General features: G+C 62.0%; 15 protein-coding genes. 9 read left to right on the top strand and 6 right to left on the bottom strand.

The annotated features are described in order from the left end of the window. Nucleotides 1-79 precede the first annotated feature (79 nt). The 3 genes from C438_RS16085 (at nucleotide 80) to aglI (ending at nucleotide 3,290) form a co-directional block, all read left to right on the top strand. Nucleotides 80-1,453, top strand: coding sequence for a DolP-mannose mannosyltransferase (locus C438_RS16085; RefSeq protein WP_004970750.1), 1,374 nt, complete (start codon nucleotides 80-82; stop codon nucleotides 1,451-1,453). Between the two features lie 170 nt (nucleotides 1,454-1,623). Further along, the gene (gene aglF / locus C438_RS16080; RefSeq protein ID WP_004970748.1) at nucleotides 1,624-2,355 is read left to right on the top strand and encodes a UTP--glucose-1-phosphate uridylyltransferase AglF; all 732 of its coding nucleotides are present in this window, start codon (nucleotides 1,624-1,626) and stop codon (nucleotides 2,353-2,355) included. Between the two features lie 47 nt (nucleotides 2,356-2,402). Beyond that, nucleotides 2,403-3,290, top strand: coding sequence for a glycosyltransferase AglI (gene aglI / locus C438_RS16075; protein WP_049918160.1), 888 nt, complete (start codon nucleotides 2,403-2,405; stop codon nucleotides 3,288-3,290). An 8-nt stretch (nucleotides 3,291-3,298) separates the two neighbouring features. Here aglI and aglG read toward each other — a convergent pair whose 3' ends face one another. Next, complete coding sequence (gene aglG / locus C438_RS16070; protein WP_004970746.1) at nucleotides 3,299-4,240, bottom strand: glucosyl-dolichyl phosphate glucuronosyltransferase; 942 nt, start codon at nucleotides 4,238-4,240, stop codon at nucleotides 3,299-3,301. Nucleotides 4,241-4,356: 116 nt separating this feature from the next. On the opposite strand from aglG, the gene C438_RS16065 reads away from it, so the two are divergent. Continuing rightward, nucleotides 4,357-7,506 (top strand): oligosaccharyl transferase, archaeosortase A system-associated, encoded by a 3,150-nt coding sequence (locus C438_RS16065; RefSeq protein WP_083900033.1) that lies wholly within the window; start codon nucleotides 4,357-4,359, stop codon nucleotides 7,504-7,506. Between the two features lie 179 nt (nucleotides 7,507-7,685). Here the strand turns inward: C438_RS16065 and aglM are convergent, their stop codons facing one another. Next, nucleotides 7,686-8,978: a UDP-glucose 6-dehydrogenase AglM gene (aglM, locus tag C438_RS16060; protein ID WP_004970744.1), complete on the bottom strand. Its 1,293-nt coding sequence runs from the start codon at nucleotides 8,976-8,978 to the stop codon at nucleotides 7,686-7,688. An 862-nt stretch (nucleotides 8,979-9,840) separates the two neighbouring features. Here aglM and C438_RS16055 point away from each other — a divergent pair. Beyond that, nucleotides 9,841-10,809, top strand: a complete 969-nt coding sequence (locus tag C438_RS16055; RefSeq protein ID WP_049918158.1) for a DUF368 domain-containing protein — start codon at nucleotides 9,841-9,843, stop codon at nucleotides 10,807-10,809. 117 nt (nucleotides 10,810-10,926) lie between these two features. Here the strand turns inward: C438_RS16055 and C438_RS19435 are convergent, their stop codons facing one another. Both C438_RS19435 and C438_RS16050 read right to left on the bottom strand, forming a co-directional pair. Further along, nucleotides 10,927-11,082: a rubrerythrin-like domain-containing protein gene (locus C438_RS19435; RefSeq protein WP_004970742.1), complete on the bottom strand. Its 156-nt coding sequence runs from the start codon at nucleotides 11,080-11,082 to the stop codon at nucleotides 10,927-10,929. Between the two features lie 215 nt (nucleotides 11,083-11,297). Beyond that, entirely contained in the window at nucleotides 11,298-11,852 is a 555-nt protein-coding gene (locus tag C438_RS16050) for a class I SAM-dependent methyltransferase (protein WP_004970741.1), read from the bottom strand. Nucleotides 11,853-12,053: 201 nt separating this feature from the next. Here C438_RS16050 and C438_RS16045 point away from each other — a divergent pair, with 201 nt between their 5' ends. Then, on the top strand, nucleotides 12,054-12,242 hold the full coding sequence (locus C438_RS16045; RefSeq protein ID WP_042663830.1) for an HEWD family protein: 189 nt from the start codon (nucleotides 12,054-12,056) through the stop codon (nucleotides 12,240-12,242). Nucleotides 12,243-12,272: 30 nt separating this feature from the next. Here C438_RS16045 and C438_RS16040 read toward each other — a convergent pair whose 3' ends face one another. Further along, nucleotides 12,273-12,953 (bottom strand): phosphoglycolate phosphatase, encoded by a 681-nt coding sequence (locus C438_RS16040; protein ID WP_004970739.1) that lies wholly within the window; start codon nucleotides 12,951-12,953, stop codon nucleotides 12,273-12,275. Between the two features lie 98 nt (nucleotides 12,954-13,051). Beyond that, nucleotides 13,052-14,254, bottom strand: coding sequence for a Cdc6/Cdc18 family protein (locus tag C438_RS16035; protein ID WP_004970738.1), 1,203 nt, complete (start codon nucleotides 14,252-14,254; stop codon nucleotides 13,052-13,054). Nucleotides 14,255-14,608: 354 nt separating this feature from the next. On the opposite strand from C438_RS16035, the gene glpA reads away from it, so the two are divergent. Genes glpA through C438_RS16020 form a run of 3 tightly spaced genes read left to right on the top strand, consistent with a single transcriptional unit; the run spans nucleotide 14,609 to nucleotide 18,955 of the window. Further along, on the top strand, nucleotides 14,609-16,393 hold the full coding sequence (gene glpA, locus C438_RS16030; RefSeq protein WP_004970737.1) for an anaerobic glycerol-3-phosphate dehydrogenase subunit GlpA: 1,785 nt from the start codon (nucleotides 14,609-14,611) through the stop codon (nucleotides 16,391-16,393). Next, nucleotides 16,380-17,648: a glycerol-3-phosphate dehydrogenase subunit GlpB gene (gene glpB, locus C438_RS16025; RefSeq protein ID WP_004970736.1), complete on the top strand. Its 1,269-nt coding sequence runs from the start codon at nucleotides 16,380-16,382 to the stop codon at nucleotides 17,646-17,648. The genes glpA and glpB overlap by 14 nt, the downstream gene beginning before the upstream one ends. Further along, entirely contained in the window at nucleotides 17,645-18,955 is a 1,311-nt protein-coding gene (locus tag C438_RS16020; protein ID WP_004970735.1) for an anaerobic glycerol-3-phosphate dehydrogenase subunit C, read from the top strand. Before glpB ends, C438_RS16020 begins: the two co-directional genes overlap by 4 nt. Nucleotides 18,956-19,156: the final 201 nt, after the last annotated feature.

The following is a 19,156-nucleotide window of genomic DNA, read 5'->3' as shown; positions in this document are numbered from 1 at the left end:
TCGCAGTTTCGCGGTGCAGGAATTAGGTAACAGGAGAACAGCAGAGTTATTCCATGTTGCTAATAGAGGGCTAAGTATAATGAAACGGTTATCAAAAGCAGCATTCAGTCAAAATTCATTGACTGCCCCAATAGTCTCTACAATTGTTTATCTTATATCTGTTATGCGTGTTATTCTCCATGGAAATTGGCCAGTTACCTCACCAGATACAGCAATGTTTCAGCATATTGGATGGCTGGTTTTCAGTGGAAAGAGATATTACATTGATGCATGGGACCCAAAACCACCACTGACACTTGAGCTCGCGACGATCATTGCGTATATATCTAATGGAGACCCGCATTTTCAACACACTCTATCTGTCATGAGTACAATAGTCGCTGGGATCTTGCTAACATATTTAATATCCCACATCACTTCAGAGATCACTGGAAATCAGTTTGCAGGTCTGCTTAGTGGCATTGTTTTTATCACATTTCCAGTTATTCATTATTCACCGGTCTTTGGGTATGAACCAAAATATTTTGTTTTTCTTTTCGGACTAGGAAGTATCTATCTTTCCAAAAAATCGAGACCAATACTATCTGGGGCCACCGCAGCAGCGTCAGCAGGCATGTGGCAATTTGCGATTATATTCCCCATCATCTCCTTCGGAATTATCATACGGCAAAAAAGCGAGGATCTGATTCTCAAATATGTTTTTGGGGCCACAATTATTACGTTCTTTGTTCTTCTCCCGATCTATCTACAGGGTGGGATAGTTGCGATGACTGTTGAAGTCATAATTGCCCCGCTGTATGCAGGTGAGACACAATCGTTCTTATATCGGTTGGTAAAAGGTGTTATTCATCTAAAATTGATGATCCCGATAGCACTTCTTGGGATAGGCGGTATATTACTAGGCTTTCTAGACGACATTCGAGAAAGATGGTGGATCGTAGGGCTTTTACTGTGGTTCTGTATTCAAATATTCATCTTGGATTATGACGGTGCAGATGATTTATTTCTTGGGATCATCCTAGTTGCGATGGGTATTGGATTTGCATTCGACAAACTATCAACCAAGTATAACTCTGAGAAAATTAATTCGATAGTAACAGCGGTTGTCGTTTGTATGTTGATTTGGCAGGTGGTGACCTTGGGTGGAGTCGGCGTCATTACGAATCCATACTCTTACTCAGGAGATAACCCTAATCAAGCCATTCTCGAAAGTGGAGTTCAACAGTTTGCTCACTTATCTGGGTACACAGAATACACAATAGGTGGATCCCCCCCAGATGAACAATACAATGTCAAATCCAAGTACGGTCCAGATAAGATAGAAGAATTATTTTTTACATCAACAATCCCGTCCACATGTCATTACAGACTTAGTGGAATGGAACTTGAATGGATGAATCTGACAGAACAGTCGTTTTCAGAGGAAAAGTGTGGGAAATGGCGGATTCCATGACAAACACAGAATGTATGATTAAATTTAATGCATCAATCCACACCAGTTATCCTTATGAACAACCCGTGTAGGAAGGACAACAATTGCAAAGGAGATGTTAATCTCAAAGCCTATCGCTAGTTCTTATATCCAACCCATTTTATATGCTTGGCCTCGATGACTCTCTTATTATGCAAGCTGTTGTCCTCGCCGCCGGTAAAGGAACCCGTCTTCGGCCACTCACCGAAGACAAGCCGAAAGGGATGGTTGAGGTCGACGGAAAACCGATCCTCACCCACTGCTTTGACCAACTCGTCAACCTCGGTGCCGAGAAACTTGTCGTCGTTGTCGGCTACAAGAAGGAGATCATCATTCAGCACTACGACGACGAATATCGTGGCGTCCCCATTACCTACGCGCATCAACGTGAGCAGAAAGGTCTAGCACACGCCCTCCTCACCGTCGAAGACCACATTGACGAGGACTTCATGCTGATGCTTGGCGACAACATCTTCAATGCCAATCTCGGTGATGTCGTTAAGCGACAACAAGAGGATCGGGCGGACGCCGCCTTCCTCGTCGAAGAAGTCGACTGGGACGAAGCTTCCCGTTACGGTGTCTGTGTAACCAACGATTACGGTGAAATCACGGAAGTCATCGAGAAGCCCGAAGAACCGCCGTCGAATCTCGTGATGACTGGGTTCTACACGTTCACACCAGCGATCTTCCATGCGTGTCATCTCGTCCAGCCATCGAATCGTGGCGAGTACGAAATTAGTGAGGCAATCGACCTTCTCATCCGCTCTGGGCGAACTATCGACGCGATTCGTATTGACGGGTGGCGGCTGGATATCGGCTACCCAGAAGACCGTGACGAAGCAGAACAACGATTACAAGAGGAAACGACACAGGCGACCGAGTAGACGGCTAATCACGTGTGCTTTTTATTAGTGGGGGTAAACCGGATTCAATGGCTGACTCTCCGTTTCCTTGTGTCTCTGTAATTATTCCAGTTTATAACGATCCCGCAGGGATACATGACACACTGACTGCGCTGACCAAACAGACGTACCCGACGGATAGGGTAAACATACTCCCCATCGACAACGGGTCGACAGACGAGACGCGTGACGTGATTCGTCAGTTCGAACGCGAACACGAGAACGTCACACTCGTCGTCGAAGACGAAATCCAGGGGTCGTACGCTGCCCGAAACGCTGGCATAGAACAGGCGACGGGGGAGATATTTGCGTTCGTCGACGCCGACATGTATATGGACGACTCGTGGCTTGAAACGGCGGTTGCCGCGATGGACGAGGCAGCGTACGCCGGATGCGACGTCGAACTGGTTATCAATGGGGAAGACACGCTCGCAGCAAGGTTTGACGCACAGACCGCCTTTCCCATAGAGCAGTATATTCGTCAGCAGCAGTACGCCCCGACGTGCGGGCTACTCGTCAGTCGGGAGGTTGTCGACGATGTCGGCCCGTTCGACGAGCGTCTCGTGTCGGGCGGTGACTCGGAGTTCGGCAGTCGCGTCGCAGACGCTGGGTACAAACAGGCGTTTGCACCGGCGGCGACACTGTACCACCCTGTTCGAGATTCGTTCTCGTCGCTGGTGAAAAAAGAACTTCGCGTCGGCCGCGGCTTGTGTCAGCGGCAAGAGTACTATGCCGAGCGGTTCGGCCGTCCGGGGATTCCACCACGTCCGAGTGGCGTGAAATCGCCCGATGAGGAATCGGCTCGTCTCGATTTCGAACGACTGCTCTTCGGCGTGCTCTCGGTAGTGATGACAGGGGTTCGCGCCCTCGGGTATTATCGCGAGTACGTCCGATACGTTCGCGGGAACACCCGCTGAAACGACAACTAAGTATTCGTCTTCTCCACGAGGTTCGGCGTCAGCAGGCCGTACACGTAACCGAATCCAACCGCCGCAGTGAAAACGAAGATAGCAACCAATTGTTGGACCTGCGCCAGCGACGGGTCTTTGACGAGATTCTTGAGTCGGTCAACGACGTAGACGAGCATCAAGTCACGCAGGTAGTCGTTCTTGTCGCCCGACGCCTCGGGGTACAGGAGGTCCATCACGCGCTTCGAGTAGCCCTGCCAGAACGAACGAAAGACGAGCCAGTCAAACTCAGTTCGATATTCGAAGAGTTTGTGATTCACGCGCGCTTGTTTGTTATAGATGACGCGCTCGCCCGTCTGCTCGTGGATACGAATGCAGACGGGTGCTTCGTGCGCCTGGACGTGTTTGTCACCTTTTCGACCGGTGTTCGTGTCGTAGCCGCCCACTTCGAGAAAGATGTCGCGCTTGAAGGAGATGTTCGAGCCGTAGGTGTTCCGAACCTCATCCATGTGCTCGCCGAACCCACGTTCGTCACACCCGACGAGCCAGTAGAATTCTTCTGGAAAGAAATCTGGTTTGCGAGCGACCCAGTCGGGGACGACGGTACCGCCGACAGCGACCGCATCCGGATTGTTTTCATAGGTTTCGACGAGCGTCTCAATCCAATCGGGTTCTGCCGTTGCGTCGTCATCAATCATCGCGACGACGTCGCCGGTTCCGAGCTCAGCACCTTTGGTCCGACTATACGAGATACCGCGGTTCTCGTCGTTACAGTGCAGAACGACATCGTCGATGTCACCGAAGTCGTCTTGCACGCGGGCGAACACCTCCTCGTTTCCATCGACAACGATGACGAGTTCGAGGGGTTCGTAGGTCTGTGCGAGGACACTCTCGACGGTCTCGGAGAATGACTCGTACCGTTCCATCGAGTACGTACAGACCACGACGGAGACTTTCATAAGTCGGAGTTACCGAGGTGTCCCGAATAAGCATTGTCCTTCGATTTGTAACTAGCTATTTCTCCCGACACAGACTATCACAAGGCTTATGAACGGCTTGGCGGTTGTTGGTCACAATGAGCGACGAGCAAACAGAGTATTCGCCCTCCATAGCGGATCTCGCTCGCGACTGGTATCACATACCGGTCCTCTCGACTATTATTCTCGTCATGCTGTGGATACGCCTCCGCAGTTATGACGCGTTCATTCGAGAGGGATCGGTGTTCTTCTCAGGAAACGACGCCTGGTATCATCTTCGCCAGGTGGAATACACCGTCCGGAACTGGCCCGCGACGATGCCGTTCGATCCGTGGACCGAATTCCCGTTCGGCCGGACCGCAGGTCAGTTCGGGACAATTTACGACCAACTCGTCGCGACCGCGGCGCTCGTCGTCGGTCTGGGAAGCCCGTCATCAGACCTCGTAGCCAAGGCGCTCTTGGTTGCACCGGCCGTCTTCGGTGCGTTGACCGTTATCCCGACCTACCTGATTGGGAAGCGCCTCGGTGGCCGTCTCGGTGGCCTCTTCGGTGCGGTTATTCTGATGCTTCTCCCGGGAGCATTCCTCCAACGTGGGCTCGTCGGGTTCGCAGATCACAACATCGTAGAACCGTTCTTCATGGGCTTTGCTGTCCTCGCGATCATGGTCGCCCTCACGGTTGCCGACAGAGAGAAACCCGTCTGGGAACTCGTTGCGGCACGTGACCTCGATGCGCTCCGTGAACCCCTGAAGTGGTCCGTTCTCGCCGGTGTCGCAACGGCCATCTACATGTGGTCGTGGCCACCGGGAATCCTTCTCGTCGGTATCTTTGGCCTCTTTTTGGTCCTGAAGATGGCTTCCGACTACGTCCGCGGTCGGTCGCCGGAACACACTGCGTTCGTCGGTGCCATCTCGATGGCGGTCACCGGCTTACTGATGTTCGTCCCAATCGAGGAACCGGGATTCGGGGTGACCGACTTCGGCTTCCTGCAGCCACTGTTCTCACTCGGCGTCGCCCTCGGTGCTGTGTTCCTCGCCGCACTCGCCCGCTGGTGGGAATCGAACGACATCGACGAGCAGTACTATCCTGCGGTGGTTGGCGGGATCATGCTTGTCGGAATCGTGCTGTTTTCTCTCGTCCTTCCGAGTGTTTTCGATTCGATTGCACGCAACTTCCTCCGCACGGTCGGCTTCAGCGCAGGTGCTGCGACCCGAACTATCAGTGAAGCTCAGCCGTTCCTCGCAGCGAACATACTCCAGTCGAGCGGACAGACTGCCGTCGGCCGTATCATGTCCGAGTACGGTTTCACCTTCTTCACAGGTGCTCTCGCTGCGGTTTGGCTTGTCGCTAAACCACTCGTCAAGGGTGGGAACTCGCGGAAGATTGGATACGTCGCCGGGAGCCTCACCCTCATCGGAGTACTCTTCTTGATACCGGCGCTTCCGGCAGGGATCGGTAGTGCCCTCGGCGTCGAATCGTCGCTCGTCAGTCTGACCATCGTCACCGCACTCATCGTGGGGGCAGTGATGCAAGCTGACTACGAGAGCGAGCAGTTGTTCGTCCTCGTGTGGGCAGCTATTATGACCTCTGCCGCCTTCACGCAGGTTCGTTTCAACTACTACCTCGCGGTCGTCGTCGCGGTGATGAACGCCTACCTCCTCCGAGAAGCCCTCGGAATCGAGTTCATCGGTCTCGCGAGCGTCGACCGCCTCGACGACATCTCGTATGGTCAGGTCGCAGCGGTCGTGATTGCCGTCCTCCTCATCCTCACGCCCGTTCTCATCATCCCGATCCAACTCGGTAATGGTGGCGTGTCTCAGAACGCCATGCAAGCGTCCCAGACCGGACCAGGGACCGTCACTCAGTGGGACGGAAGCCTGACCTGGATGCAGAACAACACACCTGTGGAAGGAGAGCTTGGCGGCGCATCGAACCGGATGGAGTACTACGGGACGTACGAGTACACGGACGACTTCGACTATCCGAACGGTGCGTACGGCGTCATGTCTTGGTGGGACTACGGTCACTGGATTACCGTCCTCGGCGAACGCATCCCGAACGCGAACCCGTTCCAAGGTGGTGCGACGGAGGCAGCGAACTACCTTCTCGCCGAAGACGAACAGCAGGCCGAATCGGTTCTCACCTCAATGGGTGACGACGGCGAGGGCGACCAGACCCGCTACGTCATGGTCGACTGGCAGATGGCTTCGACCGACTCGAAGTTCAGCGCGCCGACCGTCTTCTACGACGAGTCGAACGTCTCTACGTCGGACTTCTACAACCCGATGTTCCGCCTGCAGGGACAGGACGAGCAAACGACTGTCGCCGCCGCGTCGAGCCTCAAGGACCAGCGCTACTACGACAGTCTGATGGTCCGACTCTACGCGTACCACGGCAGCGCCCGTGAGGCGTCGCCAATCGTCGTCGACTGGGAAGAACGCACGTCCGCCGACGGCTCGACTACGTTCCGAGTGACGCCCTCGGACGGACAGGCGGTCAGAGTGTTCGACAACATGAGCGCCGCCGAGGAGTACGTGGCGAACGACCCGACCTCCCAGATCGGCGGGATCGGCACGTTCCCCGAGGAGCGCGTGTCCGCACTCGAACACTACCGCCTCGTGAAATCCTCGAACAGCTCGGCGCTTCGCTCGGGGACCTACCAGAGATCGATCGTCAACGAGGGCAACACCTACGGCATCCAGCCACAGTCGCTCGTCCCCAACAACCCCGCGTGGGTCAAGACGTTCGAGCGCGTCCCCGGCGCGACGGTCGACGGCAGCGGTGCCCCGGCCAACACGACGGTGACCGCGCGCGTCCAGATGCGCGACCTGACCACGGGCACGAACTTCACCTACACGCAGCAGGCGCAGACCGACGCCGACGGTGAGTTCACGATGACGCTCCCGTACTCCACGACCGGCTACGACGAGTACGGCCCGGACAACGGCTACACGAACGTGAGCGTCCGCGCGACGGGCGGCTACGCGTTCACCGGGCCGACCTCGGTCGCCGGGAACAACACTATCGTCAGTTACCAGGCAGAGAACGTCGCCGTCGAGGAAGGCCTCGTCAACGGTGCCGAAGACGGTGCCGTGCAGGTCACCCTCGAACGGAACGAACAGGAACTCGACCTGCCGGGCGACTCTTCGTCCGAGGACGGCACGTCCGACGGCTCGCAGACGAACGAGTCGGCGTCGACATCGACCTCGGCGTCGGTCGACGCCAGCGCGGTCTCGGCCGCCGCGTAACGAAACGAACGGCAACGCCGACGGCTTTTTGTCGGCTTCTGCGACACCGGTGACCAGTCACCTGTTTTGAACTAACCGTGGCTATCGGACAGAGAGTGAAGAAGCCGTTCGGGAGTAGCTGCAGGGCCGACGCAGACGAGCGATTCAGAGGCCGATTCCGAGCGATTTGTGAAACCGATTCAGACGAGCGACTCGTAGTCGATGCCCTCGCGTCGGGTGACGATACGACGGCCGTCGATGACGATGGGCGAGCGCATGGCGTCGAATTCGTCGTCGAGCGCCGCGAACTCGTCCCAGTCGGTGGCGACGAGCGCCGCGTCGGCGTTCGCAAGCGCGTCCGCGGCCGAGTCAGCGTAGTCGATGTCAGGGAACCGCTCGCGCATGTTTTCGGTTGCGACGGGGTCGTAGCCGACGACGTCGGCTCCGGCATCGAGGAGCGAACTGATGAGTAACGTCGCCCGCGACTTCCGGATATCGTCGGTGCCGGGCTTGAACGCGAGCCCGAGCACGGCGACGCGCGTGCCGTCGAGGTCGATTCGCTCGCGGAGGAGGTCGAGCATTCGCTCCGGTTGGCCGTCGTTGACGTCGACGGCGGCCTGCAACAGACGCGGTTCGTAGCCCCGACCGCGGGCGGCGGCGATGATGGCGGCCGTGTCCTTCGGGAAGCACGACCCGCCCCACCCGAGACCCGCACCGAGGAACGACGATCCGATGCGGGAGTCGAGACCGATAGTCTCCAACACCTCGTCGGAGTCGACGCCGAACTCCTTGCAGATGTTCGCAAGGTCGTTGGCGAGGCTGATTTTCGACGCGAGGAAGGCGTTGTTGGCGTACTTTATCATCTCGGCTTCGCTAATGCCGGTCTTGACGACCGGCGGGTTTCCGGCACGGTCGACGAGCGGAGCGAATATCTCGTCTAGCGTTTCGTACGCCCGGTCGGTCTGTGCGCCGAGGACGATTTTGTCCGGTGAAAGGAAGTCGTCGACGGCGGTGCCTTCACGGAGGAACTCGGGATTCATCGCGATATCGAACCCCTCGCCGACACGTTTCCCAGACGCCTCCTCGATTCGCGGCCCGATGGCGTCGACCGTCGTCGTCGGAACGACCGTGCTCTTGGTGACGACGAGGTGCTGGCCGTCTTTCCGCGCCAGCGTCTCGCCGAGCGACGTCGCGGCGGCCTTCATCGCGCCGAGGTCGATACTGCCGTCGTCGTTCGACGGGGTGGGGAGGGCAAGGAACGTCGCGTCCGTGTCGAGAATCTCGTCGTAGTCGGTCGTCGCTCGGAGTCGGTCCCCCGCGTGCCGTTCGACGAGTTCGGCCAGCCCGGGCTCGTGAATCGGGGCCTGCCCATCGTTGAGTGAGGCGACGATATCTTCGTCAATGTCCACGTTGACGACGTCGTGTCCAAGTTCAGCGAAGCACGCCGCGATGGTGGTGCCGACGTACCCACTCCCGATGATACTGAGATTCATTGATAGAGTTGTGAATGGCAGGTGGTTTGATTCTTTCCGAGTCGTGCTTTCGAAATCTGGCGTAGTGAAGGAGTTACTATCGTGACTCTGTTTGTACTCTTTTTAGGTTCCTCACGTTCGAGAAAGAGAGAGAAATTATACACCCTCGGTCAGATTTGGCAATCTTCTACACCCGTAGAATCAGAAGGAAGTCGGGTTCTCACTGGCTACACCCCCCGTTCTCGGGGGTGTACACCCACGGCAATTCCCCGCAAGAGTGTACTTCATTGTGGTCGGGTCAAGGTGTACACCAACTTCTCTACAATCGAGATTGCCCACGTCTTTCGGGTTTGTTTATCGCTCTCAAAAGGACAGAGGAGCCCTTGTGCGGTATTTCACGGGATATCATCTATAGTCACGTTCACAAACGAGCGCTGCGACTCTACCAACACACGCTCGCAAGCCAAGAAGAATTCTCCAGTACACACCATCGTGAGCGGGGTGTATCCACCGAATGGTGAGACTACGGAATAGTCTAGGTACCCTTGCCAACGACTACAACAATCACCATTTCACGACGTTGATAGTGGGCTCTGGTTGATTCTTGAGTCAGAGCTTGTGTTTCACTCATGAGTCAAAGAGAGATTGTTCTCGCATCTATCTCAATCGTCTTCGTGTTTCACTTGCGATGAATACCTCTCTTCCGGGAGATTTCATGGGTGTACTGAACACAGCGACTCGTATGAGACTCTCCACTCCGGAAAATCGTGGAGGCATAGATGTGCTTGATCTTAGAGTGATCAACGGAGAAGTAGGTAACAGAAATCACAGTATTCCATAGCGGTGGACTCAAATGGTTGCCGAGGAAGATTTGAACAAGCAAATGTCAGTGCAATCTGGCGAGCGTTCGGCCCTCCTCTCGTGGCTTCTCATCTACCTGAAAGGCGTCTGTATGGGAGCCGCCGACGCCGTTCCGGGCGTCTCGGGCGGTACCATCGCACTCATCACGGGGATTTACGAACGGCTCATCGGCGCGGTGACGGCCATCACGCCCGGCCGCATCAAACGCGTCCTCGGCGTCGTCGTCCCCGGCCGCCGAGCCGACGCGGTCGCGGCGATGCGCGAAATCGACATCGGCTTCCTGCTCGCGCTCGGCGCGGGTATCGCCACCGCCATCGTGACCGTGATGCGCGTGCTCCACATCGCGCTCACCGAGGCGCCGGTTCCCACCTACGGCTTCTTCTTCGGGCTCATCGCCGCGTCGGCGGTCGTGTTGTACGCGCAGGTGTCGCTCGACGGCCCGCGTCAAATCGCGGCTGCCGTCGCCGGGTTCGGCCTCGCGTTCGTCGCCTCGGGCGGGAGCGGCGGCGCGTTCGGGCACTCGCCGCCAGCGATTGCGGTCGCCGGCGGCATCGCCGTCAGCGCGATGATCCTCCCCGGCGTCTCGGGGTCGCTTCTCCTGTTGATTCTCGGACAGTACGAGTACATGAACGCGGCGCTCAACGCGTTCATCGACAGCCTCCTCGACGTCGCCGGCGGCGCGCCGCCGTCGGTCGTCGTCGAGTCGGGCACGGTCGTCGTCACGTTCATGGTCGGAGCCGTCGTCGGCCTGTTCACCATCGCGCACGTCGTCCGCTGGGCGCTCGAACACTACAGACGGGCGACGCTAGCGTTCCTCGTGAGTCTCATCGTCGGCGCGCTCCGCGCCCCGGTGGTAGAGAGCACCGCCGCGCTCGTCGAATCGGGGCGGTCGTGGACGACCGAACTCTACGGCGCGTTCGTCGTGGCCGCGGTCGTCGGCGCGGCGGTCGTCTTACTCGTCGACCGCTACACCGGCGTCATCGAATCGTGAGCGGCGCATCGGAGCGGCGCATCGGAGCGGCGCGTCGAAGCGGGCGGCTCCGACGCCCCGTGAGAAGGAAGTCGGTCGTCCGAACTCGATGACGTGTGGGGTCGCGCGACCCGCGCCTCACTCGCGAGCGACGGCGATGTTTCGAACCGACCCACCGCAGTCGGGACACTCCGACAGGTGGGTCTCGCTGACGGTTCGCGTGCGACAGGAGCGACACTCGTAATACCCCTCGCTCGGGTGATAGCCGTCGATGACTGAGTTATGCAGTGCCATGGTATATAATACCATACATCTCGCCGTAAACGTTGTCCTGATATTCTCCAGATTACTCTAGGATATTAATATTGGATGCCGAAATTAGTGCTTGAGACCGAAAGGAACCCGACAGACACCACCATAGTGTTCAGTTTTCCGAAGTGGGCGGCGTTCGGTGTTTGGCGGTTGGCGGTTGGCGGTTGGCGGTTGGCGGTTGGCTGACGCCGTTCGCGTCAGCGCCGGGCGACGCAGACGAACGTCTCGCGTCGCGTCTCGGCGTGAGAGACGGTGAAGCCGACCGATTCCAGCGCCGAGACGGCGTCGCCGAGGCCGAACCGCTCGTCGAGCGGCGGTCCGTCGTCGCCCGACCCGGACGTGGACCAATCGACCACGACCACCGAGCCGCCGGGGCGGACGACGCGGGCGAGTTCGGCGAGCGCGTCGTCGGTTGCGAACTCGTGGTAGGTCATCGTCGAGAAGGCGGCGTCGAGGTGGTCGTCGTCGAAGGGGAGCGACGCCACGTCGGCCGTGACGAACTCGACGGTGTCGGGCGCGCCCTTCTCGCGGTAGAAATCGTGCATGACCTCCTGTACGTCCACGGCGTAGAGCGTCCCGACGTGCGGGGCGACCTCGTCGGTGAAAAAGCCGGTGCCGCTTCCGAGGTCGGCGACGACGCTATCGGGGGCGACGCCGAGATGTGAGAGGAGTTCCTCCCGGGAGACGAAGCGGAACCGCGCGGGGTCGTCCAGTTTCGCCGCCCTGTCGGCGTCGAAGGTGTGAAAGCCCATGCGCACACTCCGCACCCCGGCCCGTAAGTCCCATCGGTTCCGACCCGAGTCGTGTTCGACGCGTGCACAGCCGTCCGCGGGTCGGTCCGGTGGCAAAGCGACGCGGGTCGGTCCGCTGGCGGGGCGGCCCGACTCCGAGCGGCCGGCCGCGAAACTGCCGACGGCGATGGGCTTTTTTGCTCGGCAATCGGTCACACACGTATGGAACCCCAACTTCGACGGCCGACGCGACGCGTCTGCGAGCGCTGTGGTCGGGTGGAACGCTGGGACGACGACGCCGCGACGTGGCTCGTCGCCGAAGCGGACGGCGAAAAACAGGTCGGAAGCGCCTACTGCATCCACGAGTGGGACATCAACGGGCGCTTCGCTCCCTTCGAGGAACCGGCCTGAGACGCCGAGAGCGACGCGAACGACCGCCGATTACGCCACGTCTTCTTCCCGGAGCGATTCGAGCACGGACAGCGTGCCGTCCATGTACGACTGTTCGAGCACCGTGTCGGCGGCCCCCTTGGCCACGTCGTCCGCGTTGGCGACGGCGAACGACCGCCCGGCGACGCCGAACGTCGAGGCGTCGTTGACGCTGTCGCCGACGGCGACGAACTCCTCGGGGTCGTAGTCCATCGTCTCGCAGACGCGTTCGAGGCCGACGCCCTTCTCGACTCCCGGCGTCTTGATGTGGTAGGCGAAGCCGGTGTCGATGACCTCGAGGTCGAACTCGTCTGCGACCTCGCGGAGGAGCGCCTCGTCAGCGTCGAGACGGGCGATGATTTCGGTCTCGCGCCAGCGGTTCGCGGTGTCTGCGGCGTCCCACCCGAGGTCGCCGCCGCGCGCGACGAACTCGTCGGCGGCGGCCTGCGCGGCCTCGCGGTCGCCGGTGAACGTCACCTCGCCGTCGGCGAGAACGACCCCGCCGTTCTCCGCGATGACCGTCTGCGGGAGTCCGAGGTAGTGACACAGCGAGACCGGATAAGGAAACGCCTTGCCGGTGGCGAGAATGACGGGCGCGTCCCACGTCGGGAGCACCTCGAACGCGCGGGGGTCGAGGTGGCCTTCCGCGTCGGTGAGCGTCCCGTCGATGTCGAGTACGAGCGGCGGAACCATACCCGGAGTTGGGAGACGGGGGAAAAAGGTTCAGCGGTCGGGGAGAAGCGCGCCGCGGTCCAGCGGGTCGTCGTCCGACGGCTGGTCGGCCCCGCGATTCAGCGCTCGCCGTCGTCCAGCCCGCGGAACGCCAGCGTCGAGAAGTTCGGGACGGGCCGCGTCGCCGGCCGCCCCGGGCCGTCCGTGGGGTCACAGTCCGAGACCCGCCGGACGATGCCGAGGTCCGAAAGCTCGTAGAGGACGCGCCGGATGGTCGCGGGCGACAGCGACACCCGCGGCGACGCGGCGATGTTCTCGGTCGCCGCCGAGACGGAAGCCGTCTCCTCGTCGTCGAGCGCGACGAACGCCCGAAGGACGCGGCGACGGCTCTCGGAGAGCGCGAACACGCGGCCGAGCGAACAGCCGTCGTCGGGCACGGCGTCGATGCCGGCGCAGACGTACTCGGTGTCGACGGTGTCCGCGCCGTCGGCGGCGGCGAGCGTCGCCGCCCCGTAGAGCGCCGACAGCGCGTCGTGGGCGTCGCCGTCGGCCCACTCGGCGACCTCGCGCGTCGCCTCGTGGGGAAGCGCGTTTCGGGTGACGCCGTCGGACGCGCGCGCGACGAGGATGTCGACGAGACTGTGGCGTTCGTAGGCCGAGACGGCGATTGACCTCGCGGGCGTCGCGGCGGTGTCGCCGTCCGCCTCGCCGCCCGCACTCACGTCGTCGCGGGGGTCGCGGCCGACGGTGAGCACCGAGACGTGCGGCGACACCGACCCGAGCGTCTCGACCGCCGTCGCCGCGGAGTAGGTCTCCGGCTCGCCCACGTGGTCGACGGCGACGACCGCGTGTTCGTCGTGAGCGACCCACTCCGCGAGCCGCTCGCGGAGCGCCTCGACGCCGACGCCCTGCGACGGCACCGGCTCCTCGCAGAGCGCGTCGAGCGCCGCGTGGAGGAGCGCGAACTCGGTCGAGGCGTCGCGAGAGTCGACGTAGGCGAACGAGGTCGTCGGCGTGGCGGCGGTGCGCGTGGTGGTGTGGATGACAGACCGCCGGGCGGGGAGCGCGCTGGCGAGGTGCTCGAAGAGCGACGCGACGACCGCCGACTTCCCGACGCCCTTCGGTCCGTGGACGTGGGCGTCGGGCGGCAGGTCGCCGTCGAACACGGGGTCGAGGTGGTCGAGGATGCGTTCGAGCGTCGGGCCGCGGCCGGTCGGCTCTTCGGAGTGGGCTGTCGGGGCGAGCGCGCTCAGGTCCCGCACGAGCCGGGGGCGCTTCCCGCCGCGGCGTCGTCGCCTGGTGATTCTGTCTTCGAGGCGCATGGCGTGGTGAGTCCTAGCTGACGGTATCCGGCACACGCCTAAAAACCGACCACTCCCGACAACGTCCCTGACAAGTGAGAACACGAAACACTGAAATCGCCCGTGACGGCCGCCTCAAAGCCAGTTGAGAGGTTCGGTGCCGCCGTCTCAATCGAGGCGAACGTAACTAATAGGAACAATAATTTTGAATTATCGCCGTCGTTTCGAGTCGGTGTAGAAACGCCGAGCTACGGCATTCTACGGGCGCTCCGGTGGCAGTGTCGCGGCCGAAGTGGTCTGTTCAGTGAGACGAACGGGACGCGAGACGAGTGAAGGTAAAATAAAGTGCCGTCGGTCCTACCTCACGAAAGACAGATGAAAAAATCGCCGAGCGTCCTCGTCATTGGCGGGGGGTCGACCGGCACGGGTATCGCGCGCGACCTCGCGATGCGCGGGCTGGATGTGACCCTCGTCGAGAAGGGGAACCTCACACACGGGACGACGGGGCGGATGCACGGACTCCTCCACAGCGGGGGCCGGTACGCGGTATCGGATCAGGCGTCCGCCAAGGAGTGTATCGAAGAGAACCGCGTCCTCCGGCGCATCGCGGGCCACTGCGTCGAGATGACGGGGGGGCTGTTCGTCCAGCGCCCCGAGGACTCCGACGAGTACTTCGAAAAGAAACTGGAGGGGTGCCGCGAGTGCGGCATTCCGGCCGAGGTGCTGTCCGCCGAGGAGGCCCGCGAGATAGAGCCGTACCTTGCGAAGGACATCAAGCGCGCCATCAAGGTCCCCGACGGCGCGGTCGACCCGTTCCGCCTCTGCGTGGCGAACGCCGCGAGCGCCGTCGAACACGGCGCGCGCATCGAGACGCACTCCGAGGTCACCGACGTGCTCGTCGAGGGCGGTGAGGTCGTCGGCGTCGAGGTCACCCACCAGACCGGCACCGGCCCGTACGTCCACGGCGAGCCCGGCGAGGTCGAGGAAATCCGCGCCGACTACGTCGTCAACGCGACGGGCGCGTGGGCCGGGCAAATCGGCGACTTCGCGGGCGTCGACGTCGAGGTCCGCCCGTCGAAGGGCGTCATGACCATCATGAACACCCGGCAGGTCGACACGGTCGTCAACCGCTGTCGGCCGAAGGGCGACGCCGACATCATCGTCCCCCACGAGACGACGTGCATCCTCGGAACGACGGACGAGGAAGTCGAAGACCCAGAGGACTACCCCGAGGAGGGCTGGGAGGTCGACCTGATGATAGAGACGCTGTCTGAACTCGTGCCCATGCTGGCCGAGGCGCGGACGATTCGCTCCTTCTGGGGCGTCCGCCCGCTGTACGAGCCGCCGGGAACCGGCACGGAGGACCCGACAGACATCACCCGCGAGTTCTTCCTGTTGGACCACGCCGACCGCGACGACCTGCCGGGCATGACGAGCATCGTCGGCGGCAAGCTCACGACCTACCGGATGATGGCCGAGCAGATTTCGGACCACGTCTGCGAGAAACTCGGCGTGGACGCCGAGTGCCGCACTGCCGACGTGCCGCTTCCGGGGAGCGAGGACTTCACCGTCCTCCGCGACTACATGGACGACTTCGGCCTGCGGTCGCCCATCGGCCGCCGGTCGGCCCAGCGCCTCGGCTCGCGCGCCGACGAAGTCCTCAACAGCGTCGACCCCAACCCGGTCGTCTGCGAGTGCGAGGCCGTCACCCGCGCCGAGATTCAGGACGCCCTCGACACCGCGGGCACGGAGCTCAACTCCGTGCGCATCCAGACGCGCGCCTCGATGGGCAACTGTCAGGGCGCAATCTGCTGTCACCGGATGGCGAACGAACTCGCCCCCGAGTACGACGAGGAGACCGTCCGGGCCTCTCTCGACGACCTCTATCAGGAGCGCTGGAAGGGTGAGCGCCACGCCATGTGGGGCACGCAACTCTCCCAGACCGCGCTGAAGCACATGCTCCACGCGGCGACGATGAACCGCGACGAGGACCCTGCGGCGGCCGACGCCGACATCGACTTCGCCGCCTTCGACGACGGCGGCGCTTCGGAGGACGACGCCTCGGGCGTCGCGTCCGGCGGCGCGGTCGCGGACGGCGGTCGTAGACGGGCCGCGGACCGCGACGACGACGCGCTCGGAGGTGCCGATGGCGATAACTGACGACGTGCTCGTCATCGGCGGCGGTATCGCCGCCTGCACGGCCGCGCTCTCGGCCGCGGAGACGGGCGCTCGCGTGCGTCTGCTCGCACACAAGAAGAGCACGCTCCGACAGGCCAGCGGCCTCGTGGACGTGCTCGGCTACGCCGGCGGCGACGGTCCCCTCTCGGACCCCTTCGCCGGCCTCGACGCGCTCCCGGAGGGCCACCCCTACCGCGTCGTCGGCGAGGACGGCGTCCGCGCCGGCCTCCGCGTCTTCGACGAGGCGGTCGGCGACGCCTACCGCGGCGGCCACACCGACTCGAACGCGCTCGTGATGACCCACGGCGGCGCGGTGAAGCCGACCGCGCGCTACCCCGAGTCGGTCGCGCCCGGCCTCGCCAGTTCGCCGGGCGACACGCTTCTGGTGGGCTTCGCGGGCCTCACGGACTTCGACGCCCCCGTCGCGGCCGACCACCTCGCGGCCGCCGGCGTGCCGTTTTCGGCCCGCGGCGTCACCGTCGAGTTCCCCAAGCGGTTCCGCGCCGACGCGAAGGTGACCCGGTTCGCCAAGGCGCTCGACCGCGACGAGGAGGTCGACGGCGGCACGGTCCGCTCGGTTCTCGCCGACACCGTCGCCGAGGAGCTAGACGGCGAGTCGCGCGTCGGCTTCCCGGCGATGCTCGGCGACGACCACGCCGAGGCGGTCCGCGAGGAGCTTTCGGACCGCCTCGGCGTCCCCGTCTTCGAGGTGCCGACCGGCCCGCCGAGCCTGCTCGGACTCAAGCTCGAAGACATCCTGTTCGACGCGCTCGACGAGGCGGGCGTCCGCATCTCGGCGGGCAACCCGGCGGTCGACTTCGAGGCCGACGACGGCCGCGTCGAGACCGTCATCGTCGACCAGAAGAGCCGACCGACGCCCTACTCGGCCGACCAGGTCGTCCTCGCGACGGGCGGCCTCGTCGGCAAGGGCCTCGACTCCGACCGCGAATCGGTCACGGAGCCCGTCTTCGGCTGTCACGTCCCGCACCCCGAAGACCGCTACGACTGGTCCGAGCCCGAGGCGTTCGGCGACCACGCGTTCGCGCGCTTCGGCGTCGTCCCCGACGACGAACTCCGACCGACCGACGAAGACGGCGAACCGCACTTCGAGAACCTGCGCGCCGCGGGCGGCGTCGTCGGCGGTGCCGACGTGGCGCGCGAGAAATCCGCGAGCGGCGTCTCTCTGGCGACGGGTGCCGTCGCCGGGCGACTCGCGGGCGAGGAGGCAACCAGATGAGCGACGCAGAATCCCCACACAACCCGACGCTGACTCCCGACGCACAGACAGACGACTTCGAGGCCGTCGAGGTGTTCCCCGACAGCACCGACATGGACCTCCGTCCCGGCGCGGACAACTGTTACAAATGCACCGCCTGCGACGTGTCCTGCCCGGTCGCGGAAGTCGACGACGAGTTCCCCGGGCCGAAGTTCCAAGGCCCCGAACAGTGGCGGCTCAAGCGCAAGGAAGACGAGGCCGTCGACGACTCCATCATGTCGTGTTCGAACTGCATGCGCTGTGACGACGCCTGCCCCTCGGGCGTCCCGCTCAGCCAGATGCACAACACGGCCCGCGGCGAGTACGTCGACGAGGAGATGGACAAGCTCTCGCGGGAGTACATCCGCAACCGCATCCTCGCCAACTACGGCACGCTCGCCCAGCTGGGAGCCATGTTCCCGCGGCTGGCGAACGCCGTCATGGGCAACTCGGTCGTCCAGCGGATAAACGAGAAAGTCCTCGGCGTCACGGCCGAGCGCGACTTCCCCGAGTTCGCCACCCAGACGTTCCGCGAGTGGTGGAACGAACGCGGCGGCCCGCAGGTCCGCTCCGAGGAAAAGCGCGTCGCCTACTTCCACGGCTGTTACTCCAACTACAACACGCCCGAGGTGGGCAAGGCGATGGTCCGCGTCTTCGAGTCGTTCGGCTACGAGGTCGTCGTCCCCAAACAGCGCTGTTCGGGGACGCCGATGTTCGCGAACGGCATGCTCGACGACGCCAAGCGCGCCGCCGGCATCAACGTCGACAACTTCGCGGGGCTCATCCCCGAGGGCTACGACATCATCGCGTCGTGTACCTCCTGTTCGATGTCGCTCCGCCAGGAGTACCCCGAACTGTTCGACATCGACGGCATCGAGGACCTCTCGGCGCACACCTACGAGGCGCTGGAGTACCTCCGCATCCACGAGGACCTCGAAGGCGCGGTTCGCGAGGCCTCGGTCGACGACCAGGCGTTCGCGTACCACGCGCCGTGTCACGGCCGCAATCAGGGCCTCGACCGGCAGGCGGTCGAGCTGTTCCGCCAGCTCGACGGCGTCGAAATCGAGGACGTCGGCGACTCCTGTTCCGGCATCTCCGGCACCTACGGCTGGAAGGAAGAAAAGTACGACAAATCGATGCAGATTGGCGCGGACATGTTCGACCACATGGAGCACGCACAGGGGAGCGTCGGCATGACCGAGTGTCCGACCTGCTCGATGCAGATGGAACACGGCACGGGCTACGACATCAAACACCCGCTCCAACTCCTCGAAGAGGCGCTGGTCTGACACGCGCGCACGGCTGACGACCCGTCTCCGTTCGAGCGCCGGACCACTCGAACGCCGTCGCGCTCGGCGCGCGCGACGAGTCGGCGGCAGTTTTGCGGAATATATTGCCGATATATCGCCGTTTTTTCCCGTTACTCGGCGGACGCGGTCGTTCTGTCCACGGCTCACCCTCATTGATTAAAACGTCCGAAAAAGCGCCCG

It is taken from the genome of Haloferax denitrificans ATCC 35960, from assembly GCF_000337795.1.
GTDB classification, from domain to species: domain Archaea; phylum Halobacteriota; class Halobacteria; order Halobacteriales; family Haloferacaceae; genus Haloferax; species Haloferax denitrificans.
This window is presented reverse-complemented; position numbering and strand designations above follow the sequence as displayed.

Excerpts from the sequence above, each read along its gene's own strand:
- C438_RS16085 (WP_004970750.1), top strand. The coding sequence starts at position 80 with ATGAAACGGTTATCAAAAGCAGCATTCAGTCAAAATTCATTGACTGCC.
- aglF (WP_004970748.1), top strand. The coding sequence starts at position 1,624 with ATGCAAGCTGTTGTCCTCGCCGCCGGTAAAGGAACCCGTCTTCGGCCA.
- aglI (WP_049918160.1), top strand. The coding sequence starts at position 2,403 with ATGGCTGACTCTCCGTTTCCTTGTGTCTCTGTAATTATTCCAGTTTAT.
- aglG (WP_004970746.1), bottom strand. The coding sequence starts at position 4,240 with ATGAAAGTCTCCGTCGTGGTCTGTACGTACTCGATGGAACGGTACGAG.
- C438_RS16065 (WP_083900033.1), top strand. The coding sequence starts at position 4,357 with ATGAGCGACGAGCAAACAGAGTATTCGCCCTCCATAGCGGATCTCGCT.
- aglM (WP_004970744.1), bottom strand. The coding sequence starts at position 8,978 with ATGAATCTCAGTATCATCGGGAGTGGGTACGTCGGCACCACCATCGCG.
- C438_RS16055 (WP_049918158.1), top strand. The coding sequence starts at position 9,841 with ATGTCAGTGCAATCTGGCGAGCGTTCGGCCCTCCTCTCGTGGCTTCTC.
- C438_RS19435 (WP_004970742.1), bottom strand. The coding sequence starts at position 11,082 with ATGGCACTGCATAACTCAGTCATCGACGGCTATCACCCGAGCGAGGGG.
- C438_RS16050 (WP_004970741.1), bottom strand. The coding sequence starts at position 11,852 with ATGGGCTTTCACACCTTCGACGCCGACAGGGCGGCGAAACTGGACGAC.
- C438_RS16045 (WP_042663830.1), top strand. The coding sequence starts at position 12,054 with ATGGAACCCCAACTTCGACGGCCGACGCGACGCGTCTGCGAGCGCTGT.
- C438_RS16040 (WP_004970739.1), bottom strand. The coding sequence starts at position 12,953 with ATGGTTCCGCCGCTCGTACTCGACATCGACGGGACGCTCACCGACGCG.
- C438_RS16035 (WP_004970738.1), bottom strand. The coding sequence starts at position 14,254 with ATGCGCCTCGAAGACAGAATCACCAGGCGACGACGCCGCGGCGGGAAG.
- glpA (WP_004970737.1), top strand. The coding sequence starts at position 14,609 with ATGAAAAAATCGCCGAGCGTCCTCGTCATTGGCGGGGGGTCGACCGGC.
- glpB (WP_004970736.1), top strand. The coding sequence starts at position 16,380 with ATGGCGATAACTGACGACGTGCTCGTCATCGGCGGCGGTATCGCCGCC.
- C438_RS16020 (WP_004970735.1), top strand. The coding sequence starts at position 17,645 with ATGAGCGACGCAGAATCCCCACACAACCCGACGCTGACTCCCGACGCA.